Origin of the sequence: Neorhizobium sp. P12A (assembly GCF_008365395.1) — a bacterium.
Lineage (GTDB): Bacteria > Pseudomonadota > Alphaproteobacteria > Rhizobiales > Rhizobiaceae > Rhizobium.
In genome coordinates this window covers 129,255-149,155 of record NZ_QOVX01000010.1, presented here as the reverse complement: position 1 = coordinate 149,155, position 19,901 = coordinate 129,255, and the positions used below count along the sequence as shown (strand labels likewise).

Annotated in this window: 24 protein-coding genes and 1 tRNA gene; 9 read left to right on the top strand and 16 right to left on the bottom strand. The window is 58.4% G+C overall.

Translation table 11 applies throughout. The annotated features are described in order from the left end of the window. Positions 1 to 40: 40 nt before the first annotated feature. The 10 genes from DTW90_RS24335 to pcsA all read right to left on the bottom strand — a co-directional run bounded on the left by DTW90_RS24335 (position 41) and on the right by pcsA (position 11,167). Complete coding sequence (locus tag DTW90_RS24335; protein WP_149341510.1) at positions 41 to 787, bottom strand: FadR/GntR family transcriptional regulator; 747 nt, start codon at positions 785 to 787, stop codon at positions 41 to 43. A gap of 10 nt (positions 788 to 797) precedes the next feature. Further along, complete coding sequence (gene yjfF, locus DTW90_RS24330) at positions 798 to 1,766, bottom strand: galactofuranose ABC transporter, permease protein YjfF (RefSeq protein ID WP_149341508.1); 969 nt, start codon at positions 1,764 to 1,766, stop codon at positions 798 to 800. Further along, on the bottom strand, positions 1,763 to 2,791 hold the full coding sequence (locus tag DTW90_RS24325; protein WP_149341506.1) for an ABC transporter permease: 1,029 nt from the start codon (positions 2,789 to 2,791) through the stop codon (positions 1,763 to 1,765). The genes yjfF and DTW90_RS24325 overlap by 4 nt, the downstream gene beginning before the upstream one ends. After that, entirely contained in the window at positions 2,788 to 4,311 is a 1,524-nt protein-coding gene (gene ytfR / locus DTW90_RS24320) for a galactofuranose ABC transporter, ATP-binding protein YtfR (RefSeq protein WP_149341504.1), read from the bottom strand. The genes DTW90_RS24325 and ytfR overlap by 4 nt, the downstream gene beginning before the upstream one ends. A gap of 117 nt (positions 4,312 to 4,428) precedes the next feature. Continuing rightward, complete coding sequence (gene ytfQ / locus DTW90_RS24315) at positions 4,429 to 5,391, bottom strand: galactofuranose ABC transporter, galactofuranose-binding protein YtfQ (RefSeq protein ID WP_149341502.1); 963 nt, start codon at positions 5,389 to 5,391, stop codon at positions 4,429 to 4,431. Between the two features lie 142 nt (positions 5,392 to 5,533). Next, a complete protein-coding gene (locus DTW90_RS24310) occupies positions 5,534 to 6,613 on the bottom strand; it encodes a BMP family ABC transporter substrate-binding protein (protein WP_149341500.1) in 1,080 nt (359 codons plus the stop codon). Between the two features lie 55 nt (positions 6,614 to 6,668). Then, positions 6,669 to 7,589, bottom strand: coding sequence for an ABC transporter permease (locus DTW90_RS24305; protein ID WP_149341498.1), 921 nt, complete (start codon positions 7,587 to 7,589; stop codon positions 6,669 to 6,671). Beyond that, positions 7,586 to 8,671 carry an ABC transporter permease gene (locus DTW90_RS24300; protein ID WP_149341496.1) on the bottom strand — a complete coding sequence of 362 codons (1,086 nt, stop codon included), beginning with the start codon at positions 8,669 to 8,671 and terminating at the stop codon, positions 7,586 to 7,588. Before DTW90_RS24300 ends, DTW90_RS24305 begins: the two co-directional genes overlap by 4 nt. Then, positions 8,661 to 10,238, bottom strand: a complete 1,578-nt coding sequence (locus DTW90_RS24295) for an ABC transporter ATP-binding protein (protein WP_149341495.1) — start codon at positions 10,236 to 10,238, stop codon at positions 8,661 to 8,663. Before DTW90_RS24295 ends, DTW90_RS24300 begins: the two co-directional genes overlap by 11 nt. Before the next feature lie 206 nt (positions 10,239 to 10,444). Then, positions 10,445 to 11,167 (bottom strand): phosphatidylcholine synthase, encoded by a 723-nt coding sequence (pcsA, locus tag DTW90_RS24290; RefSeq protein WP_149341493.1) that lies wholly within the window; start codon positions 11,165 to 11,167, stop codon positions 10,445 to 10,447. Positions 11,168 to 11,377: 210 nt separating this feature from the next. Here pcsA and DTW90_RS24285 point away from each other — a divergent pair, with 210 nt between their 5' ends. Beyond that, entirely contained in the window at positions 11,378 to 12,580 is a 1,203-nt protein-coding gene (locus DTW90_RS24285) for a UbiH/UbiF family hydroxylase (protein WP_149341491.1), read from the top strand. A 7-nt stretch (positions 12,581 to 12,587) separates the two neighbouring features. Here the strand turns inward: DTW90_RS24285 and DTW90_RS24280 are convergent, their stop codons facing one another. After that, complete coding sequence (locus DTW90_RS24280; protein ID WP_132523810.1) at positions 12,588 to 13,337, bottom strand: cytochrome c biogenesis protein CcdA; 750 nt, start codon at positions 13,335 to 13,337, stop codon at positions 12,588 to 12,590. Positions 13,338 to 13,528: 191 nt separating this feature from the next. Between DTW90_RS24280 and DTW90_RS24275 the strand changes: the two genes are divergently transcribed. Next, a tRNA-Lys gene (locus tag DTW90_RS24275) sits at positions 13,529 to 13,604 on the top strand. A gap of 282 nt (positions 13,605 to 13,886) precedes the next feature. Next, positions 13,887 to 14,081: a hypothetical protein gene (locus DTW90_RS24270; protein WP_132523811.1), complete on the top strand. Its 195-nt coding sequence runs from the start codon at positions 13,887 to 13,889 to the stop codon at positions 14,079 to 14,081. 90 nt (positions 14,082 to 14,171) lie between these two features. On the opposite strand, the gene DTW90_RS24265 is transcribed toward DTW90_RS24270, so the two are convergent. The 3 genes from DTW90_RS24265 to DTW90_RS24255 form a co-directional block, all read right to left on the bottom strand. Continuing rightward, on the bottom strand, positions 14,172 to 14,414 hold the full coding sequence (locus DTW90_RS24265; protein WP_245512744.1) for a DUF982 domain-containing protein: 243 nt from the start codon (positions 14,412 to 14,414) through the stop codon (positions 14,172 to 14,174). A gap of 231 nt (positions 14,415 to 14,645) precedes the next feature. Continuing rightward, positions 14,646 to 14,999, bottom strand: a complete 354-nt coding sequence (locus DTW90_RS24260) for a hypothetical protein (RefSeq protein ID WP_132523813.1) — start codon at positions 14,997 to 14,999, stop codon at positions 14,646 to 14,648. A 436-nt stretch (positions 15,000 to 15,435) separates the two neighbouring features. After that, on the bottom strand, positions 15,436 to 15,621 hold the full coding sequence (locus DTW90_RS24255; protein ID WP_132523814.1) for a hypothetical protein: 186 nt from the start codon (positions 15,619 to 15,621) through the stop codon (positions 15,436 to 15,438). Positions 15,622 to 15,728: 107 nt separating this feature from the next. Between DTW90_RS24255 and DTW90_RS24250 the strand changes: the two genes are divergently transcribed. Then, positions 15,729 to 15,977 (top strand): hypothetical protein, encoded by a 249-nt coding sequence (locus tag DTW90_RS24250; protein ID WP_132523815.1) that lies wholly within the window; start codon positions 15,729 to 15,731, stop codon positions 15,975 to 15,977. 1 nt (position 15,978) lies between these two features. On the opposite strand, the gene DTW90_RS37195 is transcribed toward DTW90_RS24250, so the two are convergent. Then, on the bottom strand, positions 15,979 to 16,191 hold the full coding sequence (locus tag DTW90_RS37195) for a hypothetical protein (protein WP_188080026.1): 213 nt from the start codon (positions 16,189 to 16,191) through the stop codon (positions 15,979 to 15,981). 482 nt (positions 16,192 to 16,673) lie between these two features. On the opposite strand from DTW90_RS37195, the gene DTW90_RS24240 reads away from it, so the two are divergent. The 5 genes from DTW90_RS24240 (at position 16,674) to DTW90_RS24220 (ending at position 18,953) form a co-directional block, all read left to right on the top strand. After that, positions 16,674 to 16,940 carry a hypothetical protein gene (locus tag DTW90_RS24240; protein ID WP_149341487.1) on the top strand — a complete coding sequence of 89 codons (267 nt, stop codon included), beginning with the start codon at positions 16,674 to 16,676 and terminating at the stop codon, positions 16,938 to 16,940. Between the two features lie 180 nt (positions 16,941 to 17,120). Then, positions 17,121 to 17,375: a GlsB/YeaQ/YmgE family stress response membrane protein gene (locus DTW90_RS24235; protein WP_149341485.1), complete on the top strand. Its 255-nt coding sequence runs from the start codon at positions 17,121 to 17,123 to the stop codon at positions 17,373 to 17,375. Between the two features lie 206 nt (positions 17,376 to 17,581). Then, positions 17,582 to 17,788, top strand: a complete 207-nt coding sequence (locus tag DTW90_RS24230; RefSeq protein WP_132523819.1) for a hypothetical protein — start codon at positions 17,582 to 17,584, stop codon at positions 17,786 to 17,788. Between the two features lie 10 nt (positions 17,789 to 17,798). Next, positions 17,799 to 18,203 (top strand): GFA family protein, encoded by a 405-nt coding sequence (locus DTW90_RS24225; protein WP_149341483.1) that lies wholly within the window; start codon positions 17,799 to 17,801, stop codon positions 18,201 to 18,203. Positions 18,204 to 18,338: 135 nt separating this feature from the next. Continuing rightward, entirely contained in the window at positions 18,339 to 18,953 is a 615-nt protein-coding gene (locus DTW90_RS24220) for a GntR family transcriptional regulator (protein ID WP_149341481.1), read from the top strand. 52 nt (positions 18,954 to 19,005) lie between these two features. On the opposite strand, the gene DTW90_RS24215 is transcribed toward DTW90_RS24220, so the two are convergent. After that, positions 19,006 to 19,818 carry a ferredoxin--NADP reductase gene (locus DTW90_RS24215; protein ID WP_132523822.1) on the bottom strand — a complete coding sequence of 271 codons (813 nt, stop codon included), beginning with the start codon at positions 19,816 to 19,818 and terminating at the stop codon, positions 19,006 to 19,008. Positions 19,819 to 19,901: the final 83 nt, after the last annotated feature.

The following is a 19,901-nucleotide window of genomic DNA, read 5'->3' as shown; positions in this document are numbered from 1 at the left end:
CAAGTCAGGCGGAGAACCAAGGCGAAAATCAGGACGGTGATCAGTAAGCTTCCTGCGCCGAAAAGGCTTCGAGCACGTGATCTCTGCCTTCAAGGATCACCACTTCCATTGCCCGACGCGCGGCGGGAACGTCGCCGGCAACAATGGCATCGACAATCCGCATGTGGGTATCGGCTATATTAGCAAAGCCATTCTTGGACGGCGGAGTGCTTATCCGAAACATGCCGACGAGAGCCGCTTCGATAAGGCTGCCAAGCGTGCGCATGAAAGGGTTGTGCGAGGCCTCGGCAATCGCGAGGTGAAAGCGAAGATCGATAAGCGCCAGGCTATCGGTCGTGATTTCCTCTGAGGTCATCTCGCCTACAATTTCCCTCAGCAGCTCGATCTCCGACGCATCGGCGCGCTCCGCGACCATGGCCGCGGCGACTGGCTCGAAGGCAAGGCGGATGTCATAGAGATGCAGCAGGAATTCCTGGTCGACCCCGCTTTCGAAATGCCAGGTCAGGACATCGCTGTCGAACATGTTCCACTGATTGCGCTCGGTCACCTTCGTTCCGACCCGGGCGCGCGGAACGACAAGCCCCTTGGCTGCGAGCGTTTTCATGCTCTCGCGAAGAACCGTTCGGGAGACCTTGAAGCGTTGGAGAAGATCGTTGTCGCCGGGAAGAATGCCGCCGACCGGAAAGGCACCCGACACAATAGCCTTGCCGAGCTCGTCGACCACCTGCGCATGGCTGGTTCGCGATTTCCGTCCGTTCTTTCGTGCTTCAAGCAGTCTGCTTCGCAAGCGCCTCTCCTCAGGCATATCGTCGATTGAAGCGGGAAAGCAGCAACAGGCCCTTCTGCATCAGGATGAAGGCAAAGAGCAGGAAACCGATCAGGATCTTCGTCCACCAACTCGACAGCGTGCCGTCGAAAGTGATGTAAGTCTGGATGAGGCCCTGTATGAGAATTCCGATCAGGGTTCCTCCCACAAACCCTGCACCGCCCGTCAGCAACGTCCCGCCGATAACCACTGCGGCAATGGCGTCGAGCTCAACGCCGACGGTCGCCAGTGAATATCCTGCTGAGGTATAAAGCGAAAAAATGATTCCGGATAGACCCGCTAGGAAGCCTGATAGCGCGTAGATCTGGATCGTCGTGCGACCGACTGGAACGCCCATCAATTCCGCCGTCTGGACGCCGCCGCCGAGCGCATAGACATTGGCTCCGAAACGGGTGCGATGGGCAACCAAGATGCCACCGGCAAAGACCAGCAGCATAATGCCGCCAATGAGGGTGAGCCGTCCGCCACCCGGAAGCAGGAGGTACATGTCGCTCAGCTGCGAGTAGAAATCATGCTCGATCGGGATACTGTCGATCGACAGGACGAAGGCGATCCCGCGGGCGAGAAACATGCCCGCCAGCGTAACGATGAAGGGCGGCATCTGCAGATAGTGAATAATCGCGCCCATCCCTGCCCCGAACGCCGTGGTGATGATCAGCACCAGCACGAAGGCGATAAGCGGATGGATCGTGGTGTCGCGCAAGAGCACCGCCAGGAAGACGCCGGTGAAAGCAATCACGGAGCCGATCGACAAGTCGATGCCACCAGAGAGGATCACGAAGGTCATGCCGACGGCGGCAATGCCCAAAAAACCATTGTCGGTCAGCAAGTTACCCACCACCCGGGTCGAAAGCATCGCCGGGTATTCGAAAGCGCAGACCGCATAGGCGAGGATGAAGATGACGATCGTTGCGAGCAGCGGCAGATATTTGGAGTTCATTTTACCTGCTCCTCGCGAACGATCTGAACACTCTCCCGATGCCTTCCGAGGAAGGCCGCAACAGATCGCAAAGCCGGCGACTGGATGACCAGAATGATGATGACGATGACGGCCTTGATGACCAGATTGAACTCGGGAGGAAAGCCGGAAAGCAGTATGCCGGTGTTGACGGATTGAATGATCATCGCGCCGATCAGGGAACCAACGATGCTGAAGCGTCCACCAAGCAGCGAGTTGCCACCGACCACGACGGCAAGGATGGCATCGAGCTCCAGCCAGAGGCCGGCATTGTTCGCATCTGCGCCTTTGATGTCGGCCGCAACGATGATGCCTGCCACCGATGCGCAAAGTCCGCTTAGGACGTAGACGGCAATGAGCAATATGGGGGTCTGAATCCCCGAGAGCGTACTTGCACGGCGATTGATACCGATCGCCTCGACCAGCATGCCGAGGGCTGTTCGACGCACGAGCAGCGTCACGATAAGCCCGGCCAGCAGCCAGATGACCACGGGCATGGGCAATCCGAATAGCGAACCGCTGCCAAAGAAGATCAGCCCGTCATTGTTGAAGGTCAGGATGATGCCCTCTGTGATCAATTGGGCGATTCCTCGACCGGCAACCATCAGGACAAGCGTGGCGATAATCGGCTGAATGTCGAGAACCGCGACGAGGAAGCCGTTCCACAGCCCGCATAGCAGGCCCGTGGCAATCGCCAGTACGAGCGTATAGCCGAGAGAATTGCCGGACTCGATCGCGGAGGCCGCAACCGCACCGCATATCGCGATAACCGCACCGACGGAAAGATCGATCCCTTTCGTCGCGATGACGAGCGTCATGCCTATGGCAATCAGGGCCACCGGCGCACCGCGATTGAGCACGTCGATCAAGCTTCCATAAAGTCTGCCGTTCTGAACTTCGACATCAAAAAACTGCGGGAACATTATGAAATTCAACGCAAGAATAGCAGCCAGAGCTATAAGCTGCGGAGCCAGTCGCGTCAGCAAGGCTTTGAAGGACGAGTTCATGCCTCCTCCCTTTTTTCCTGGGCGGCAGCGATCGCATTGACAATCGCGCCTGCGGAAATTTCCTGGCCCGTCAACTCGGCAATGTGCTCCCTGTCACGCAGCACGATGACACGAGAACTATAAGCCACGAGTTCCTCCAGTTCCGAGGAGATTACGATCAGGGACATTCCCTGTCGGCAGAGGTCCTCGATGAGGTGAATGATTTCCGCATGCGCGCCCACGTCGATCCCGCGCGTCGGTTCGTCGAGGATGAGGAAATTCGGATTGGTCGCCAGCCACCGCGCCAGGATGGCCTTCTGCTGGTTGCCGCCCGACAATAGCCTGATCGGCTTTTCGCGATCGGTTGTCCGGATGTCGAGCGCCTTGATGTAGTGATCGGCGAGCGCATTCTGCTCGCTGCGCGCCAACGGTCTCGCCCAGCCGCGGCGCGCCTGCAGCGCCATGACGATATTCTCGCGGATGGAAAGGTCGCCGATGATGCCGTCGGTCTTGCGATCCTCCGGACAAAAGCCGAACCCGCGTTTGATCGCAGCGCGCGGGCCGGTCAGCGTCAACGGCTTGCCATCGACGAGCGCTTCGCCGCTATCGGCCCTCTCGACGCCAAAGAGAACCTCCGCGGTTTCGGTCCGTCCCGATCCCAGCAGGCCGGCCACGCCGACAACTTCTCCGCCCCTGACTTCCAGATCGAAAGGCTTGATCTTTCCGCGCTTGCCGAAATTGCGGAAGCTGTATCTAATCGGGCCACTCTCGGTCACGCTCTCCTTGATGGCCGCCTCGGCCTGGGCCAATTCACGTCCGAGCATCATGGCGATCAGCGCCTGTCGTTCCAGCCCTGCGGTCTCGCGGGTGCCGACAAGGCGGCCGTTGCGAAGGACTGTTATGCGATCGCTGATCTCATAGACCTGTTCAAGAAAGTGAGTAATAAAAACAATACCTAATCCGCGATTTTTCAAATCGCGTATGATCCGGAACAGCATCGCCACTTCCTGTGTGTCCAGGCTGGCGGTAGGCTCGTCCAGAATAAGGACCTTGCCGGAAAGGTCGACGGCTCTGGCGATGGCAATGACCTGCTGGATGGCGACGGAAAAACGGTCCAGCTGCCGCGTCACATCGATATCGATGCCGTATTGCGATAGCAGGTCCTTCGCGCGCCGATTGATCTCGCGCGCCTTTACCAAGCCAAAGCTTCTTGGCTGGCGACCGAGGAAGAGATTTTCCGCAACGCTCAGATTGGGAAGGAGGTTCACCTCCTGATAGACTGTACCGATACCCAGCTTCTGGGCAGCCAGCGTATCGTGCGGATTGATTTCCTCGCCATCGAGAACGAGGCTGCCGGCATCGCGGCGATAGGCGCCGGTTATGCATTTGATCAGCGTGGACTTCCCGGCGCCGTTTTCACCGAGCAACGAATGAACCTCGCCACGGCGCAAAGTGAAGTTCACATGATCCAGAGCCGTAGAGCCTGGAAAGTATTTGCAGAAGCCGGTGGCGACCAGAATGTTCTCGAAATCGTGAGCCATGGGGCAATCAAATTCCTGATATTTGATACGCATGCCGAAGCGCTGGACATGATGTCCGACTCGCGTCGGCCGTTCTGCACCGGTCCATGATGGGCCGGTGCAGTTCGGGGCGTCTGATCAGTAGCCCTGGTTCTTCTTTTCCTCGTAGACCTTCTGCGGATCGTCAGCCTGGGTATAGAGCTTCGATTCGGTCTGGATCCACTTCGGCGGAGCCTTCTTGTCCTTGAGGTAGGCATCGAGCGCGTCGAAGGCCGGGCCTGCCATGTTCGGCGTCAGCTCGACGGTTGCGTTCGCCTCACCCGCAGCCATGGCCTTGAAGAGGTCAGGAACCGAATCGACGGAAACGGTCAGGATGTCCTTGCCTGGCTTGAGGCCGGCTTCCTTGATCGCCTGGATCGCGCCGACAGCCATATCGTCGTTATGGGCGTAGAGTGCGCAGATATCCTTGCCGCCATTCTCGGCCTTCAAGAAGCTTTCCATGACTTCCTTGCCCTTGGTGCGGGTGAAGTCGCCGGTCTGGCTGCGAACGATCTTCAGGTTGTCATGTCCCTTGATCGCCTCTTCGAAGCCCTTCTTGCGAGCGATCGCCGGCGAGGAACCGGTTGTGCCCTGGAGCTCGACGATGTTGCACTTCCTGTCGGCGACGGTCTTGACCAGCCAGTCGCCGGCAACCTTGCCTTCATGCACCTGATCGGAAGTGACGGCGGTCAGGTAGAGATCTTCCGGAGCGTTTATCGTGCGGTCGAGCAGAATGACCGGGATCTTGGCTTCCTTGGCTTCCTTCAGGACCGAATCCCAACCGGTTTCTACGACCGGAGCGAGCAGAACTGCATCCACGCCCTGGGCGATGAAGGAGCGGATAGCCTTGATCTGGTTTTCCTGCTTCTGCTGTGCGTCGGCAAACTTCAGGTCGATGCCACGCTTCTTGGCCTGTTCCTTCGTCACCGTCGTCTCGGCTGCGCGCCAGCCCGATTCAGAGCCGATCTGCGAGAAGCCGACGACCAGATCCTTTGCAGACGCTGATGTGAACATGCAGGCAGCCAAAATCGTGGCACTTACGAGTGCAGTCTTCAATTTCATAATGTCCTCCCAATCGACCGCCTCCAAGCGGCCAAGTGAACAACAATCATATAGTAATACTTTTGTAAATGAGGTTTCGATGATGCACTGCAACAAAAAAGGGCGCCCATGGCGCCCTCCCGTATCAAGTGAAGAAATCAGCTTATTTCGAGGACGGCAGCTTGTCGTCCACGCCTTCGATGTAGAAGTTCATGCCGAGCAATGTGGCGTCGTCCGCCTTCTCGCCAGCCTTCAGCCACGGCGTGCCGTCCTGCTTGTTGATCGGGCCGGTGAACGGAGCCAGTTCGCCGGACTTGATCTTCGCTTCGGTATCCTCAGCCATCTTCTTCACATCGTCAGGCATGTTGGTATAGGGCGCCATCGTCAGGATGCCGTCCTTGAGACCGTCCCAGTTCTGCTGGGACTTCCAGGTCCCATCAAGAAGGGCATGAACGCGCTTGGAATAATAGGCTCCCCAAGTATCGGTGATGGCGGTCAGCTGCGCGTTCGGGCCGGCTTTGATCATGTCGGTCGCCTGGCCGAAAGCATGGATCTTGCGCTCTTCAGCAACCTGCATCGGAGCAGTCGTATCCGTATGCTGCGTGAGGATATCGACGCCCTGGTCGATCATAGCCTTGGCGGCATCGGCTTCCTTGCCGGGGTCGAACCAGGTGTTAACCCAGATGACCTTCAGCTTGAAACTCGGATCGACCGACTTCGCGCCCTGCTCGAAAGCATTGATACCCATCACGACCTCAGGGATCGGGAAGGAGGCGAGATAGGCGGCACCGTGATTCTTCGACATCTTCGCAGCGATCTGGCCGATGATGTAGCGGCCTTCATAGAAGCGCGAATTGTAGGTGGCGACATTCGGTGCGGTCTTGAAGCCCGTCGCGTGCTCGAACTTCACCTTCGGGAACTTCTTGGCGACGTTTATCGTCGCATCCATGAAGCCGAAGGAGGTGGTGAAGATCAGCTGGCAGCCGGAGCGTGCGAGACGCTCGATGGCACGCTCGGCATCCGGACCTTCCGGCACGTTTTCGAGATAGGGCGTCTCGATCTTGTCGCCGAATTCCTTCTGGACCTGCTGGCGACCCAGATCATGCGCCTGCGAATAGCCGCCGTCGGTATGCGAACCGACGTAGACAAAGCAGACCTTGGTTTTATCCGCAGCCTCAGCGGCGGAGGAGAGGCCGATCACGGCAGCGGCCGAGGCGGCAAGGGCAAATGCAAACTTCTTCATAGGGACCCCTGTTTGGTTTGAAGTTTTCCGGAAACCCGTCGGTTTTGGTTCTTGTCTATCGCTCCGGTACGAAGGCTTTTCCAAGCGACGCAGGCGTGTTGATCAACGTCGTGCGGCGATTATGGGAAATGATGATGAGAACGACAATAGTCGCTGCATAGGGCAGCATCGAGAGGAACTGCGAGGGAACGCCGAGGCCGAAGGCCTGGGCATGCAGCTGCAGGATCGTCACTGCGCCGAAGAGATAGCCGCCGGCAAAAACCCGCCACGGGCGCCAGGACGCGAAGACCACGAGCGCGAGCGTGATCCAGCCACGTCCGGCAGACATGTTCTCCACCCATTGCGGCGTATAGACGAGCGACAGCTGGGCGCCGGCCAGGCCCGCGCAGGCGCCGCCGAACATCACCGCAAGGTAGCGCGTGCGGATGACATGGATGCCGAGCGCGTGGGCCGATGAATGACTGTCGCCGATCGCCCGCAGTTTCAGGCCGGTGCGACTGCGGAACAGAAACCAATTGACCCCGAAGACGAGGGCGATCGACAGATAGAAGATCAGGTCCTGCTTGAAGAGAACGGAACCGATGACCGGAATATTGGAGAGAAAGGGAATGACAATCGCTTCGAGCCGGATACCGGGCACGCCGACATAGCCCTCGCCGATCATGCCTGATGCACCGAGGCCGAGAAGCGTCAATGCAAGGCCCGTTGCCACCTGATTTGCCACCAGCGTCAGCGTCAGGAAGCCGAAGAGCAGCGAGAAGAGCGCGCCGGCGACGATACCGCAAACGATGCCGACATAGGGCGAGCCGGACATCTGCGCACCGACAAAGGCAGCGACGGCGCCCATGATCATCATGCCTTCGACGCCGAGATTAAGGACGCCCGATCGCTCTGTCACCAATTCGCCGAGAGCGGCGATGACGAGCGGGGTGGACGCCGTGATGACAGTCAGGAGGATAGCTTCAAAGATACTCATGCCACGCCTCCACGAATGCGCGACCAGACGATGCGGATCTTGTAGTAGATCAGCGTGTCGCAGGAGAGTACGAAGAAGAGCAGCAGCCCCTGGAAGACGCGTGTCACCTTGTCCGAGACACCGATCGACAGCTGCGCCGCCTCGCCGCCGAGATAGGTCAGCGCCAGCACCAGGCCGGAGGCAACGATGCCGAGCGGATTGAGGCGGCCAAGGAAGGCGACGATGATGGCGGTGAAGCCGTAGCCCGGCGAGATCGCCGGCTGCAGATGGCCGATCGAGCCCGAGACCTCGCAGATGCCGGCGAGCCCGGCAAGCGCACCAGAGAAGAGAAAGCCGAACCAGATCATCTTCTTGGAGGAGAAGCCGGCAAAGCGCCCGGCCCGCTCCGATTGACCAAGCACAGTGATCTCGAAGCCCTTCAGCGTATAGCGCATCATGAACCAGCAGCCGACGGCCGCAATCAACGCGAAGATGAAGGCCCAGTGCGCACGGCCGGAATCCGGCCATATCGCCGGCACGATCGCTTCCGGCGCGAAATCGCGAGAGACCGGGAAATTGAAGCCCTGAGGATCGCGCCAGGCGCCACGGATCAGCCAGTCGAGGAAGAGCTGGGCAATATAGACCAGCATCAGCGAGGTCAGGATCTCGTTGGTGTTGAAATGCGCCTTCAGCAGCGCCGGAATTGCGGCAAACAGCGCGCCACCGAGCGCGCCGAGAATGAGCATCAGCGGCAGGACCAGCGGCGAATGCCAGTCGTAGAAGACTATCGGGATATAGGAGCCGGTAATCGCGCCGATCGTGAACTGGCCTTCGGCGCCGATATTCCAGTTGTTGGAGCGATAGCAAATGGCGAGGCCAACGCCCATCAGGATGAGCGGTGCGGCCTTGACCGCCAGCTCATGCAGGGACCAGACCTCGAGCAGCGGCTCGACGAAGAAGGCATCCATTGCCTCGACGGGATCCTTGCCGAGCATAGCAAACATGATGACACCGGTAATCAGGGTCAGCACCAGGGCAAGCAGTGGCGAGACGAAAGCGAAAAGCTTCGAGACCTGCGGGCGCTTTTCGAGTTCAATGCGCATGCGTGGCCTCCGTGCCGGCTGACTTGCTCTCGTGCAGACCGCCCATTAGCAGGCCGATCTTTTCGCGTGTCAGCGTGCCGGCCGCAAAGGGGGACGACAGCCTTCCCTCTGATATGACGGCGATATCGGTCGCCACTTCGAAGATCTCGTCGAGATCCTGGCTGATGACCACGACAGCCGATCCGGCCCGTGCAAGATCGACAAGCGCCTGACGGATGCGGCTTGCCGCTCCGGCATCGACGCCCCAGGTCGGCTGATTGACGACAAGGACGGCCGGTTGGCGGTCAAGCTCGCGGCCCACGATGAATTTCTGCAAATTACCCCCGGACAGCGATCCTGCTGCCGGATCCTCGCCGCTCTTGCGCACATCCATGGCCTCGGAAATGCGACGCGACGCGAGCTTGACCGCGGCGTAGCGGATGATGCCGAAGAGGCCAGCGCCGAGGAAGGCCTTGCGGTCCGACTGGTTGCGGGCGAGCACGAGATTGTCCGAAAGTTTCATGCCCGGCACGGCAGCATGACCGTGGCGTTCTTCCGGCACGAAGCTGGCGCCGAGAAGCCGGCGGGCAGTAATCCCTTGGGTGCCGACCGGCTTGCGGCGAATGACAACGGCATCCGGCGAGGCAACGGGATATTCTCCGGACAAGGCATCAAAAAGCTCGCCCTGACCATTGCCCGCGACACCGGCTATCGCCAGGATTTCGCCAGCACGCACCGTCAGCGAGACATCGCGCAGCGGCATGGCAAAGGGCGTACGCGGGGCGACGGAGAGATTGTTGACGGCAAGCTGTACCTCGCCCCTGTCGCCACGTTCGGGATGGGTGACGGCAGCCACGTCGCTGCCGACCATCATGCGGGCAAGCGAGGCCGGCGTTTCCAGCTTCGGATCGCAGGAGCCGGTCACGCGACCGTGGCGCAAAACGGTGGCGCGGTCGCAAATGCGCTGCACCTCTTCCAGGCGGTGGCTGATATAGAGAACCGAGCGGCCCTCGGCCCTCAGCTTGAACAGGGTCTCGAAAAGCTTGTCGGCCTCCTGCGGCGTCAGCACCGAGGTCGGCTCGTCGAGGATGATGAGCTTCGGATTCTGCAACAGCGCGCGGACAATCTCGATGCGCTGGCGCTCGCCGACCGAGAGATCGGCCACATGTGCATGCGGATCAAGCGGCAGGCCATAGGCGCTGGACAGCGACCTCGCCTCCTCCGCAATCCGGCCGATCGGGATACTGTCGCTGAGTGACAAGGCAATATTCTCGGCGACGGTCAGTGCCTCGAACAGCGAGAAATGCTGGAAAACCATGCCAATGCCAAGCTTGCGCGCCTCGCCCGGAGACGTGATCGAGACCGGCCGATCCTGCCAGAGGATTTCACCATGGCTCGGCTCCAATACGCCGAACAGCATCTTCACCAGGGTCGATTTGCCGGCGCCGTTCTCTCCCAACAATGCGTGGATTTCACCCGGCCTGATGTCGAGATCTATTTCGTTGCAGGCAGCAAAGCTGCCAAAGAGCTTCGTCAGTTTTCGGACCGACAATAACGTACCGGCTTGCGGCACATCGGATGACGACACTTTCCCCTCATTTCTCCCTGCTGTCCTGTCCATTCGGGATCTTTACGGCACCAGCAGCTTCGTTCCACTTGTTCTTCTCAGTTCCACCCCTACGCACGCAGCGGCAGATGCGCAAGGTTCGCGTTCTGCCATTATTGATACGCACTTTGCTGCCTTGCACAACAGCAAATAATCGAATGCGTTTCCATCAACCATCTGGAGGCACCCTATCGTCCCAGCGAGGGGAAGAATTGCAACACTGCCCCGATGCAATAGAGGTAGATGCCGGCAATGATAAACAGGACGACCGCCCATTGCGGCATCATGAAATGCATCAGCAGCGAATAAACGGCAAGCGCCGACCAGATGAAAAAAACACCGAGATTGAGAGGCCGTAGCCTCTCAACGCGAACCGGATGCAGGAAATTGATCGGCAGGAAGGTCAGCACGACCGAAAAACCGACCACGATCATCGCCGTCGTGGCGCTTGCATCGATGACGAACAGCGTGAATATGACCATGTTCCAGACGACGGGGAAGCCGGAGAAGAAATATTCGTCGGTCTTCATGCCCGTATCGGCATAATAGATGGCGCTCGAAACCACGATCGCGCCGGCGGCCACGAAGGACCAGAATTGCCCAATCATGCCGCTTTCATAGAGCGCAAAGGCGGGCAGCAATACGTAGGTGACGTAGTCGATAATATTGTCGAGCGTATCGCCGGACCAGTTCGGCAGAACCTCCTTGACGCGCACCTTGCGGGCGATCGGGCCGTCGATACCATCGACCAGCAGCGCCAGGCCCAGCCACCAGAACATGTCTATAAAGCGATGTTCTGCCGCCGCGACCACTCCCAGGAAGGCAAGAAACGAGCCGGAAGCAGTCAGGATGTGAACGGAAAAGGCACGAATCTCCGCATAGGGCACCCGCTTGTATTTGAAAATTGCCATGCGCCCCCGCAGCCTGCCTTTATCGATCGCCCCCTACGGCGATGTTTTGTCTAATATGCATCGTTTGCCCCGCGCTGCCAGCGCAAAAGCATAGGGTTTGCCGGACGATAGCCCGACTTCCTGTCATTTTCATCCACTGCGATGTTTCATCCCATGGATTTCAACAGGACAAACAGCTAATTTTACCGGAAATGACAACGGGATAGCGACATGAAGCAGATTGAGGTTGCCGTTATCGGCGCAGGCTTGGCCGGAAGCATCGCAGCGATCGCGCTGGCGCGCGGCGGCAGACAGGTCGTCCTCATCGCCGCTGCCCCGGCAAAGACCGATCGGCGCACAACGGCACTGATGGACCAGTCCATTCGCTTTCTGGAGCGACTTGCGCTTTGGGAGAAGATTGCGCCCTCTGCAACCTCCCTGGATACGATGCAGATCATCGACGGCACCAAGAGATTGTTGCGCGCGCCCACGGTTGCGTTCCGAGCATCGGAAATCGGCCTCGAAAGCTTCGGCTACAATATTCCCAACGCGGCCCTTACACAGGTGCTGAACGACGCCATCAAGGCGGAGGGAAACATATCGACCATCGAGGCAAGCGCCACTGATATCGAGACAAAGCAAGACGGTGTCACCATCACTCTCGACAATGGCGAGACCGTCGAGGCATCCTTCGTCGTCGGCGCCGATGGTCGTCGCTCGATCGTGCGCGACAGCGCCGGCATCAAGTTTCGCAACTGGTCCTATCCGCAATCCGCCATGGTGCTGAACTTCGCGCATTCGCTGCCGCACCAGAATATCTCGACGGAATTTCACACCGAGAGCGGCCCGTTCACGCAGGTACCCCTGCCAGGCAGCCGGTCGAGCCTCGTCTGGGTGCAGAAGCCGACGGAGGCCGCGGCAAGAGCTGAACTGACGCTTGAGGAACTCAGCAGGCACGTCGAAGAGCGCATGCAATCGATGCTCGGAAAGGTCACCGTCGAGGACAGCGTGCAGGTCTGGCCGCTTTCCGGCATGACCGCCTACCGTTTTGGAAAGGGTCGCGCCGCATTGATCGGCGAAGCCGCGCATGTCTTTCCGCCGATCGGTGCGCAGGGTCTCAACCTCAGCCTGCGCGATGTCATGGGATTGGTTGATATTCTTTGCGGCCGGGCCAGCCAGCCGGTCGCGGCTGATGCCGGCGACAGTTTCGACCGCAAGCGCCGCACCGATATCATCAGCCGCACGGCGAGCGTCGATCTTCTCAACCGATCGCTGCTGTCGGATTTCCTGCCGGTGCAGATGCTCCGGGCGGCGGGTCTGCATGTCCTTTCCGCCATCCCGCCGCTGCGCAGCATCGTCATGCGCGAAGGCATAGAGCCCGGCGGCGGCTTCAGGCTGATGCCGTCGGCTCTTCGCGAAAAGCTGCGGCGATAGGCTTTACTCAGCCGATCTGCATCAGGATCGGGAAGGTCTGCTGGAACCAGATCGAGACGTCGCTGACGAAACCGAACATGAAGGCAAGGCCGGTGACGACAAGAAAGCCGCCCATGACCTTTTCAACAAGTCCGAGATGACGACGGAAGCGGGCGAGAAAATTCATGAAAGCGCCCGAGAAACCGGCTGCGATCCAGAAGGGCACGGCAAGGCCGAGCGAATAGATGGCAAGCAGCCCTGCCCCCGCCCCAACCGTCTGACGCGACGCGGCAACACCGAGAATTGCGCCTAGAACCGGCCCGATGCAGGGCGTCCATCCAAAGGCGAATGCAAGGCCCATGATATAGGCGCCGGTCAACGTCGCCGGCTTGCCGCCACCCTGGAATCGCGCTTCGCGCGCCAGGATTCCGAGGCGGAAAACGCCGAGGAAGTTGAGCCCCATGACAATGATGATTAGCCCGCCGATCTGCGCAAGCAGATCGAGGTGCTGGCGCAAGAGCAAGCCGATCGAGGAGGCGCCGGCGCCGAGCGCAATGAAGACGGTAGCGAAACCGAGCGTGAAGAACAGTGCCGAAAACAGGACATTCCCACGAATGCTTGGCCCGGCGATCACCGCCTCCCCGCCCCTGAACTGCTCGACCGAGATGCCGGCCATATAGCAAAGGTAAGGTGGGACCAAAGGCAGGACGCAAGGCGAAAGGAAGGAAAGCGCTCCGGCCAGCAAGGCGCTGAGAAGCGAGATATCGGCAATCGACACGAAGGCACTCCGGCTACGACATATCCAGCCTTCCTAGCTTTTGAAGCGCCCGAACGCCAATCACCTTTTAGCGGATCGCTTCAAAAAACCGCAAGGTGCCGCAATTTCGGCAATTTTCCGGGTTGACCACAATAGGGTGTCTGCATATGTTCCGCGCACTTCCAACCGGGGTGCTTCGCATCCGGAAACGGGAGAGCGTAGCTCAGTCGGTAGAGCAACTGACTTTTAATCAGTAGGTCATGGGTTCGAATCCCATCGCTCTCACCATGAAATCAACTATTCAGCGATTTGCGTGTGCTTTTTGTGACGGTTGGAAAGTCATACAGTCACACGGCTTTCTTCTTCTTAGGCTCGCTCTTCGCGCCTCCGTTCGTCAACTCCGATCAGAGAAAACGGCTAGGAACTGTAGGCGATAGTTGCTTTTTCTGGTGTTCTTACCGGACTGGAGCAGAAAGAAGTTGCCGAGTAATATCCGCAATTCTGCAACGGGGCCTGAGCAGTGCTAGTGTAGTAGCGCATCGACGAACGTCACCTCTGGAGGGGTTTGGTATGAACGACGATTTTCGCTTGAAGTTGATCAAGATGCGAGACGAGAAGGTCGCGCATCTTAATGAACTGCTGTCGATGAAGACGCAGGGTCTGAGCGCGAAATGGGTGAGCGAGGATGTCGATATTGAAGGCATGATCGCGCGCGAGCAGTTAGCGATCGATAACCTCGACGATACGATTGCTCGCCTCAGCTGAGACCGAAGCTACTACCATTTAAAGAGGAGGTCTTTTCCGGGCCGTGGTTAGCCAGTACCGGCATCACGGAAGACAAGACGACGACGCTATTCAAATCGAATATTCAAGCGACATACAGTCGACGACTGGCACGCCAGCTTCGTCTGCCGCGCGCAGGAGGCCAAGCCTGGCGTCAAGATTGCTCCGCCTCCCCTCAAGCGCGGCGCTACAGGTTTCCAGCGCTTCTATCAACGCCCGACCTTCGTTGACCGGCCACTTGGTCGACAGCATATCCAGTGCTTCCTGCGTGCTGGTAATCACGAAATATTGGCCGCTTTTCTTGCAGGCCAACATCACGGGAGTTTGCCACCTTGTCCCTTGCATATTCGTCGCGCCCTAACCCCGATGGCCCACTGTAGCGCTTGCGCGGGAACGCACAACTCCGGTTTTTGTGGGGTTAGAATGAAGCTTGCGACTTGATGCGGCGATGGACTCTGTCGCCCACGCTGCGCGCTGAAGCGGTGATGTCCAGGGCCGGCCAAAGGATGGGCTGGCGCGGCCCTGTGACCGCAAGGTCAGATTATCTCACGCGGATACGGTTTCCCTGACGTCGTCCAGCAAGAAATAGACGTCGACATATTTCGTCGTGTAATGCCGCCCACTCTCCGAAACGTTCTCGACGCTTCCGCCATCCGCAGGGTGCCATTCATGGTAATGGGGATTTGTTGTTATCAGCGTCACTGCCTTGCCGGAGAATCGGCCGTCCCCCATGCGAAAGCGCATCTCCGCCAGCGGCCAGATGCGCTCGTAGTCCTCCATCGGCAGATGGGCCTTCAAAGCCTTCCGATGTACCGGATGCTCGGGCGAAGCGCTTTCCAGCATGACTTCTTCCGCGCCATCGAGAACCGCATTCAACTCTTCGGGCCACATTCTCTTCATGAAATCGCTCCTCCAGCTTTCTCATCCACGAAATTAATGTAGCTGTTTCGAATTAAGATGCAAACGGAGGATCAATATCCGGCCGGCCGCCGCTATCCCAGCCCCGGCCGGCTTGATCGAATTCGTTCAAAGACCGTACCGCTTCGGCCGAATCTGCCCTCCCATCAACTCGTTTTCGGCGATACATAAGCCGCGTCGCTTCGATATTTCCCCGAAGCGCAGCAAACTCGGCCTCGCTTCGGCGGGGCTTTTTTCTCCTCCCGTCTCGACGCTTGAAGATGCTGACACCGTTCTTTTCTGGAATGGGAGCAGGCGGCTATCCGCTTTGGTCTGAAGACGTCCTTGCAACTGACCGACGTCCGATCGTTCCGGATTTTTCACAAAGCGAAGACGACCTGACAGCCGCCTTCGCCCTATCGATATCAGTTGCAGAAATTTAAGCCGCTCCGGCGGGATCGCCGATCGGCAATAGTGCCGGATCTTCCGGGTTTTTCGTGTCACCGGGATCCTGCGCTGGCGTCAATGGTGGCTTCTCCTGCGTGCGATCCGGGATTCCAGGCGTGGGCGTCGGGCCGCGCGGGGTTTCTGCGCTAGGAGTCGGTATGGGATCTCTATTCGGCATAGTCGTTCTCCTTTCGTTGAGGTCAACGACAGGCCGTGGGGAATGGTTCCGTCTTTTCCGATGGCTGATCCCCGTGTATGAACAGCCGACCCAAAGAGAGACTGCTCATGGCTTCCCGCGATCGCTTTTCGAAGAAACTCACCTGCCCACAATGCAACAACACCGGTTTTGCCGAAGCATCCGAAGACGATCACCCCACCCGAAAGCACCCTGGTTTTCAGGTCGACCAGCTTCCGACGGGGTTCTTCGAGCAACGGTCCTCCAATTTCCAGGAGAGCTACATCATCAAATGCCAATGCGGGCGAAAATTCCCGTTCCGGGCACGAACCGAGGCGGCGGAGGCCAGCCAGCGTTGATCTAGACGATCTTACCAGGCGCAGTACCTAACGCCTGGTGGATTTCGCGTGACTTGGCGCGGTTCACGTTTAAGCGACCGCTAGTGATGGTGATGACCATGATGGTAGTGGTGACCATGATGGTGATGATCGTGGTGGTGATGATGATGGCGCCAATGCCGATGGTGCCAGCGATGATGGTGCCAGTAGCGATCAGGATAGCGATAGTGTCCATGATGCCCGTAGTAGCCGTACCGGCTATAATACTGAACCTGCAACACATTTGAGTTTTCCGACACTGCGGGGCGGACCATCGGAACAGCCGAAGCCGGTTCCATCGCAGCAAAAATCGCTCCAAATGCCAGGCTTGCTGCGACAGCTAAATTCGCTATCCGTCTCATGAATTCTGCTCCTTGCCATTACGACATAGCAAGTCTGAGCGGGCAGCCATGAACCCGCGCTGAACGCAATGAGCTAGCCCAAAGAGATAAGGCCGGGGCAATTGACGTTAGGTGAGCTTTCCTCAAAATGGCAACTGCGCAGCGCAGAGACCGCCGGCTCATAGTTTTTCCCGAGGGGATCGTCGGCGGTCTCCCCAAACTCCAAACACCGGCGAAGACCTCTTTCGAAGACGGCGGACGAAATGTCATTTTATCTGTGGCCTCCCTCTGGCATGATCGCATCATCTGATGGAGCAAAGTTTCGGAGCGAGCCGGCATGACGAAATTTCGCTATTACGAAGAAGATTGCGCAGAGCCACCTTACGTATTGATCCGGCTCTACAAGGCGAGCCGCGGCTTGCAGGCGGTTATTTCCAAGAGCGAGGATTTGTCCGACGAAGGCTATTCCTGGCCGGATCCAGGCTGCGATGCTGAAGCCGCCCTAGCATGGGCCGCCAATTACGCCGGAATCAACGCCGTGAACGTCTATATCCAGCTTGACCATGTCGACTGGGAGCCGAGCTGGGGAGAAATTGGTCATTGAACCCGGTCGCCCTGATACCGAACAAGGTATCAGACCGTCAAAGCTCTGCAGCATTGATATGGCATATAGCCAGCATTGCGCTTCGCAAGCAGGAAGTGCACAATTCTTTACGGCATTGGCCCTTTTGAAGAACCTTGCCGCCGTTTGATAATCAACAATTCAATAAGCAGGAGGAAATTCATGCAAGACGGGCAAGTGGGTTGGATTGCAGCCATCATCATCGGCGGTATTGCGGGCTGGCTCGCCGAAAAATTCATGAACAGCAATATGGGCGTATTCATGAACATCATTCTTGGCATCGTCGGCGCGATCGTTGCCAACGCCATTCTATCAGTACTCCATCTCAGCCTCGGTGGCGGCATGATCGCCTATCTGATTGCCGGCTTCATCGGTGCCTGCATCTTGATCGCGGTCGGTCGCCTCATTCGCCGCTAACAGCTAATGCCTGTAACGGTCACTATTGAGCCGGGCGGATGGTGACCGTTTCCAATAAAATTTAGCCTATCTCGCGATGGGATCGACGCGGCTCTGATGTTCCGAAGTATTTCGGCGGAAGCGTGCTGCCATCAGACTATAGTTCCCCCTTCTCAAAGCTGCCGGCAGCCCTAACTACCTCCTGGAGTTCAAAAAAAGAGGCTGAGATGACGGGAATTTCCAACCAGACACAGAACCGGAAGGTCATCCGCGGCAAGCCCTACAGCATTGCAGAGTTCGCCAGAAAATACAGGCTCGACGAAGGTGAGGCCAAGCGCCTCTATGACAAATTCGGCCCTTCGGCGACGGAACTGGATTTGTTGATGGCGGCAAAGCGTCGTCCGCCAATGATGCCGTCCACGCTCGAACATTGATGTCGATGACATGCGGTCTGAGGTGACCTCGTCCGAGACCAGAGCCGGCAATTGCCTGTGCGGAGCCGTCAGCTACGAGGTTCGCGGAAACCCGCTACGCATAGGCCTCTGCCACTGTACCGATTGCCGGCAATCCAGCGGCTCGGCCTACGCGACCTTCGCGATCTGGCCACGAGCATCCTTTTCTTCGGAAGGAATGGTATCGAGATATAGCGGTCGAAGCTTCTGCCCCCGTTGCGGCTCGAGGCTCTTCAATCTGAACAAGGACGAAGTCGAAATCCAGATCGGCACCCTTGTCGATGCACCGACCGATCTGCAGCCGACCTACGAACTTTGGATCAAGCGGCGGGAGCATTGGCTGCATCCCTTGCCCGGAACCAGGCAATTTTCCGAGGATGCCATTTCCGAGAAATGAATGGGCCGAAGCAGTTTCCCGCTTCGACGCGGTCGCAATCCTCTACTGCTCAGGCTGATATATCAGGCGAAGTTGCCATCGCAAAAGCGACATGCAAATATGTGATATATCAGCATCATCTGGAATCGCCCAACAATGCAGAATTCGCAGAGCCACCTCGCCTATCTTGCCTTGGAGCATCTGGTCGTCAGCCTTGCGTTGAAACCCGGCGCACTGGTGACGGAGAAGCAGTTAATCGAGCTTGCTGGTCACGGGCGCACTCCGGTCCGCGAAGCGATCCAGAAGCTCGCGTGGCAGGGTCTTATTCTCATAAAGCCGCGTGTCGGCCTGCAGGTCGCAGAGATCCGCCCGGAAGACCATACCAATGTCATGCAGGTGCGCCGCGAACTGGAGCCGATTGCCGCGGCGCTTGTGGCTCAACATGCCAATGGCGAGCAGCGGATGAAGCTTTTGGATTGCGCACGGCTCATGTCCGATTGCGCCGTCAGCGGGGATCTCGCGGGTTTCTTTGCGGCCGACAAGGCCTTTGACGAGCTTCTGGAAGATGCCTGCCCCAACGGCTTCATTACCGCCGCGCTCGCACCCGTGCAGACGCACTCCCGCAGGCTCTGGTATTCGACCGCCAATCCCGAACGCATGGACCGGTCGATCTCGCTCCATGTGACCGTGATCCGTGCTATCCACCAGGCGAACGTGGAGGAAGCCCGCCGCGCGATGACCTCTCTTATCGACTATCTCGGCGCCAAATAGAAAAGGCGGCTCCGTTTCCGGAACCGCCTTTGAAATCTGCTGACAGTCAGCGTCAGCCGACAAACGCGCGTTCGATCACGAATTCCGCCGGCTTGCTGTTGGCGCCCTCGTCCATGCCAGCCTTTTCCAGCAGTTCCTTGGTGTCCTTCAGCATGGCCGAGGAGCCGCAGATCATGCCGCGATCGATCGCAGGATCGAGCGGCGGAACGCCGAGATCGGTAAAGAGCTTGCCTGACGAAATCAGGTCGGTGATGCGGCCGCGATATTCGAAATCCTCGCGGGTCACCGTTGCGTAGTGCCGTAGCTTGTCGCCAACGATCTCGCTCAGCAGCTCGTCGTTGCGGATTTCATCGACCAGATCGAAGCCGTATTTCAGCTCGGCGACGTCGCGAGTCGTGTGGGTGAGGATGACTTCCTCGAACTTCTCGTAGGTCTCGGGATCGCGGATCAGGCTGGCGAAAGGCGCAACGCCCGTGCCCGTCGAGAACATGTAGAGACGCTTGCCGGGGGTTAGCGCGTCGAGCACGAGCGTGCCTGTCGGCTTCTTGCGCATCAGCACCTGATCGCCGGGCTTGATTGCCTGCAGATGCGAGGTCAGCGGACCGTCCGGAACCTTGATGGAGAAGAATTCCAGCTCCTCCGCCCAGGCCGGGCTTGCGATCGAATAGGCGCGGAAAATCGGCTTGCCCTCGACCATGAGGCCGATCATCGCAAATTCGCCGGAGCGGAAGCGGAAGCCCTGCGGCCGGGTCATGGTGAATCGGAACAGCCGATCCGTGTAATGCGTGACGCTCAACACCGTCTCGGCGAAAACGCCGGCAGGAATGGCGGATGCGAATTCTTCTGTCTTGGCGGGGGCGTTCATGCGCAATCTAATCCCGTAGGTCTGATGATCATCGGTGCTGCGAGGCAGATATTACAAATCTGCCTCCATTTAAAGGCATTCCA

What these genes read in the sequence shown, in the direction of transcription:
- DTW90_RS24310 (WP_149341500.1), bottom strand. Translation starts at nt 6,613, where the DNA reads ATGAAGAAGTTTGCATTTGCCCTTGCCGCCTCGGCCGCTGCCGTGATC.
- DTW90_RS24220 (WP_149341481.1), top strand. Translation starts at nt 18,339, where the DNA reads ATGCAGAATTCGCAGAGCCACCTCGCCTATCTTGCCTTGGAGCATCTG.
- DTW90_RS24255 (WP_132523814.1), bottom strand. Translation starts at nt 15,621, where the DNA reads ATGCCGAATAGAGATCCCATACCGACTCCTAGCGCAGAAACCCCGCGC.
- DTW90_RS24260 (WP_132523813.1), bottom strand. Translation starts at nt 14,999, where the DNA reads ATGAAGAGAATGTGGCCCGAAGAGTTGAATGCGGTTCTCGATGGCGCG.
- DTW90_RS24215 (WP_132523822.1), bottom strand. Translation starts at nt 19,818, where the DNA reads ATGAACGCCCCCGCCAAGACAGAAGAATTCGCATCCGCCATTCCTGCC.
- DTW90_RS24270 (WP_132523811.1), top strand. Translation starts at nt 13,887, where the DNA reads ATGAACGACGATTTTCGCTTGAAGTTGATCAAGATGCGAGACGAGAAG.
- DTW90_RS24225 (WP_149341483.1), top strand. Translation starts at nt 17,799, where the DNA reads ATGCGGTCTGAGGTGACCTCGTCCGAGACCAGAGCCGGCAATTGCCTG.
- DTW90_RS24235 (WP_149341485.1), top strand. Translation starts at nt 17,121, where the DNA reads ATGCAAGACGGGCAAGTGGGTTGGATTGCAGCCATCATCATCGGCGGT.
- DTW90_RS24285 (WP_149341491.1), top strand. Translation starts at nt 11,378, where the DNA reads ATGAAGCAGATTGAGGTTGCCGTTATCGGCGCAGGCTTGGCCGGAAGC.
- ytfQ (WP_149341502.1), bottom strand. Translation starts at nt 5,391, where the DNA reads ATGAAATTGAAGACTGCACTCGTAAGTGCCACGATTTTGGCTGCCTGC.
- yjfF (WP_149341508.1), bottom strand. Translation starts at nt 1,766, where the DNA reads ATGAACTCCAAATATCTGCCGCTGCTCGCAACGATCGTCATCTTCATC.
- DTW90_RS24230 (WP_132523819.1), top strand. Translation starts at nt 17,582, where the DNA reads ATGACGGGAATTTCCAACCAGACACAGAACCGGAAGGTCATCCGCGGC.
- DTW90_RS24325 (WP_149341506.1), bottom strand. Translation starts at nt 2,791, where the DNA reads ATGAACTCGTCCTTCAAAGCCTTGCTGACGCGACTGGCTCCGCAGCTT.
- DTW90_RS24265 (WP_245512744.1), bottom strand. Translation starts at nt 14,414, where the DNA reads ATGTTGGCCTGCAAGAAAAGCGGCCAATATTTCGTGATTACCAGCACG.
- DTW90_RS37195 (WP_188080026.1), bottom strand. Translation starts at nt 16,191, where the DNA reads ATGGACACTATCGCTATCCTGATCGCTACTGGCACCATCATCGCTGGC.
- pcsA (WP_149341493.1), bottom strand. Translation starts at nt 11,167, where the DNA reads ATGGCAATTTTCAAATACAAGCGGGTGCCCTATGCGGAGATTCGTGCC.
- DTW90_RS24305 (WP_149341498.1), bottom strand. Translation starts at nt 7,589, where the DNA reads ATGAGTATCTTTGAAGCTATCCTCCTGACTGTCATCACGGCGTCCACC.
- DTW90_RS24240 (WP_149341487.1), top strand. Translation starts at nt 16,674, where the DNA reads ATGACGAAATTTCGCTATTACGAAGAAGATTGCGCAGAGCCACCTTAC.
- ytfR (WP_149341504.1), bottom strand. Translation starts at nt 4,311, where the DNA reads ATGGCTCACGATTTCGAGAACATTCTGGTCGCCACCGGCTTCTGCAAA.
- DTW90_RS24250 (WP_132523815.1), top strand. Translation starts at nt 15,729, where the DNA reads ATGGCTTCCCGCGATCGCTTTTCGAAGAAACTCACCTGCCCACAATGC.
- DTW90_RS24300 (WP_149341496.1), bottom strand. Translation starts at nt 8,671, where the DNA reads ATGCGCATTGAACTCGAAAAGCGCCCGCAGGTCTCGAAGCTTTTCGCT.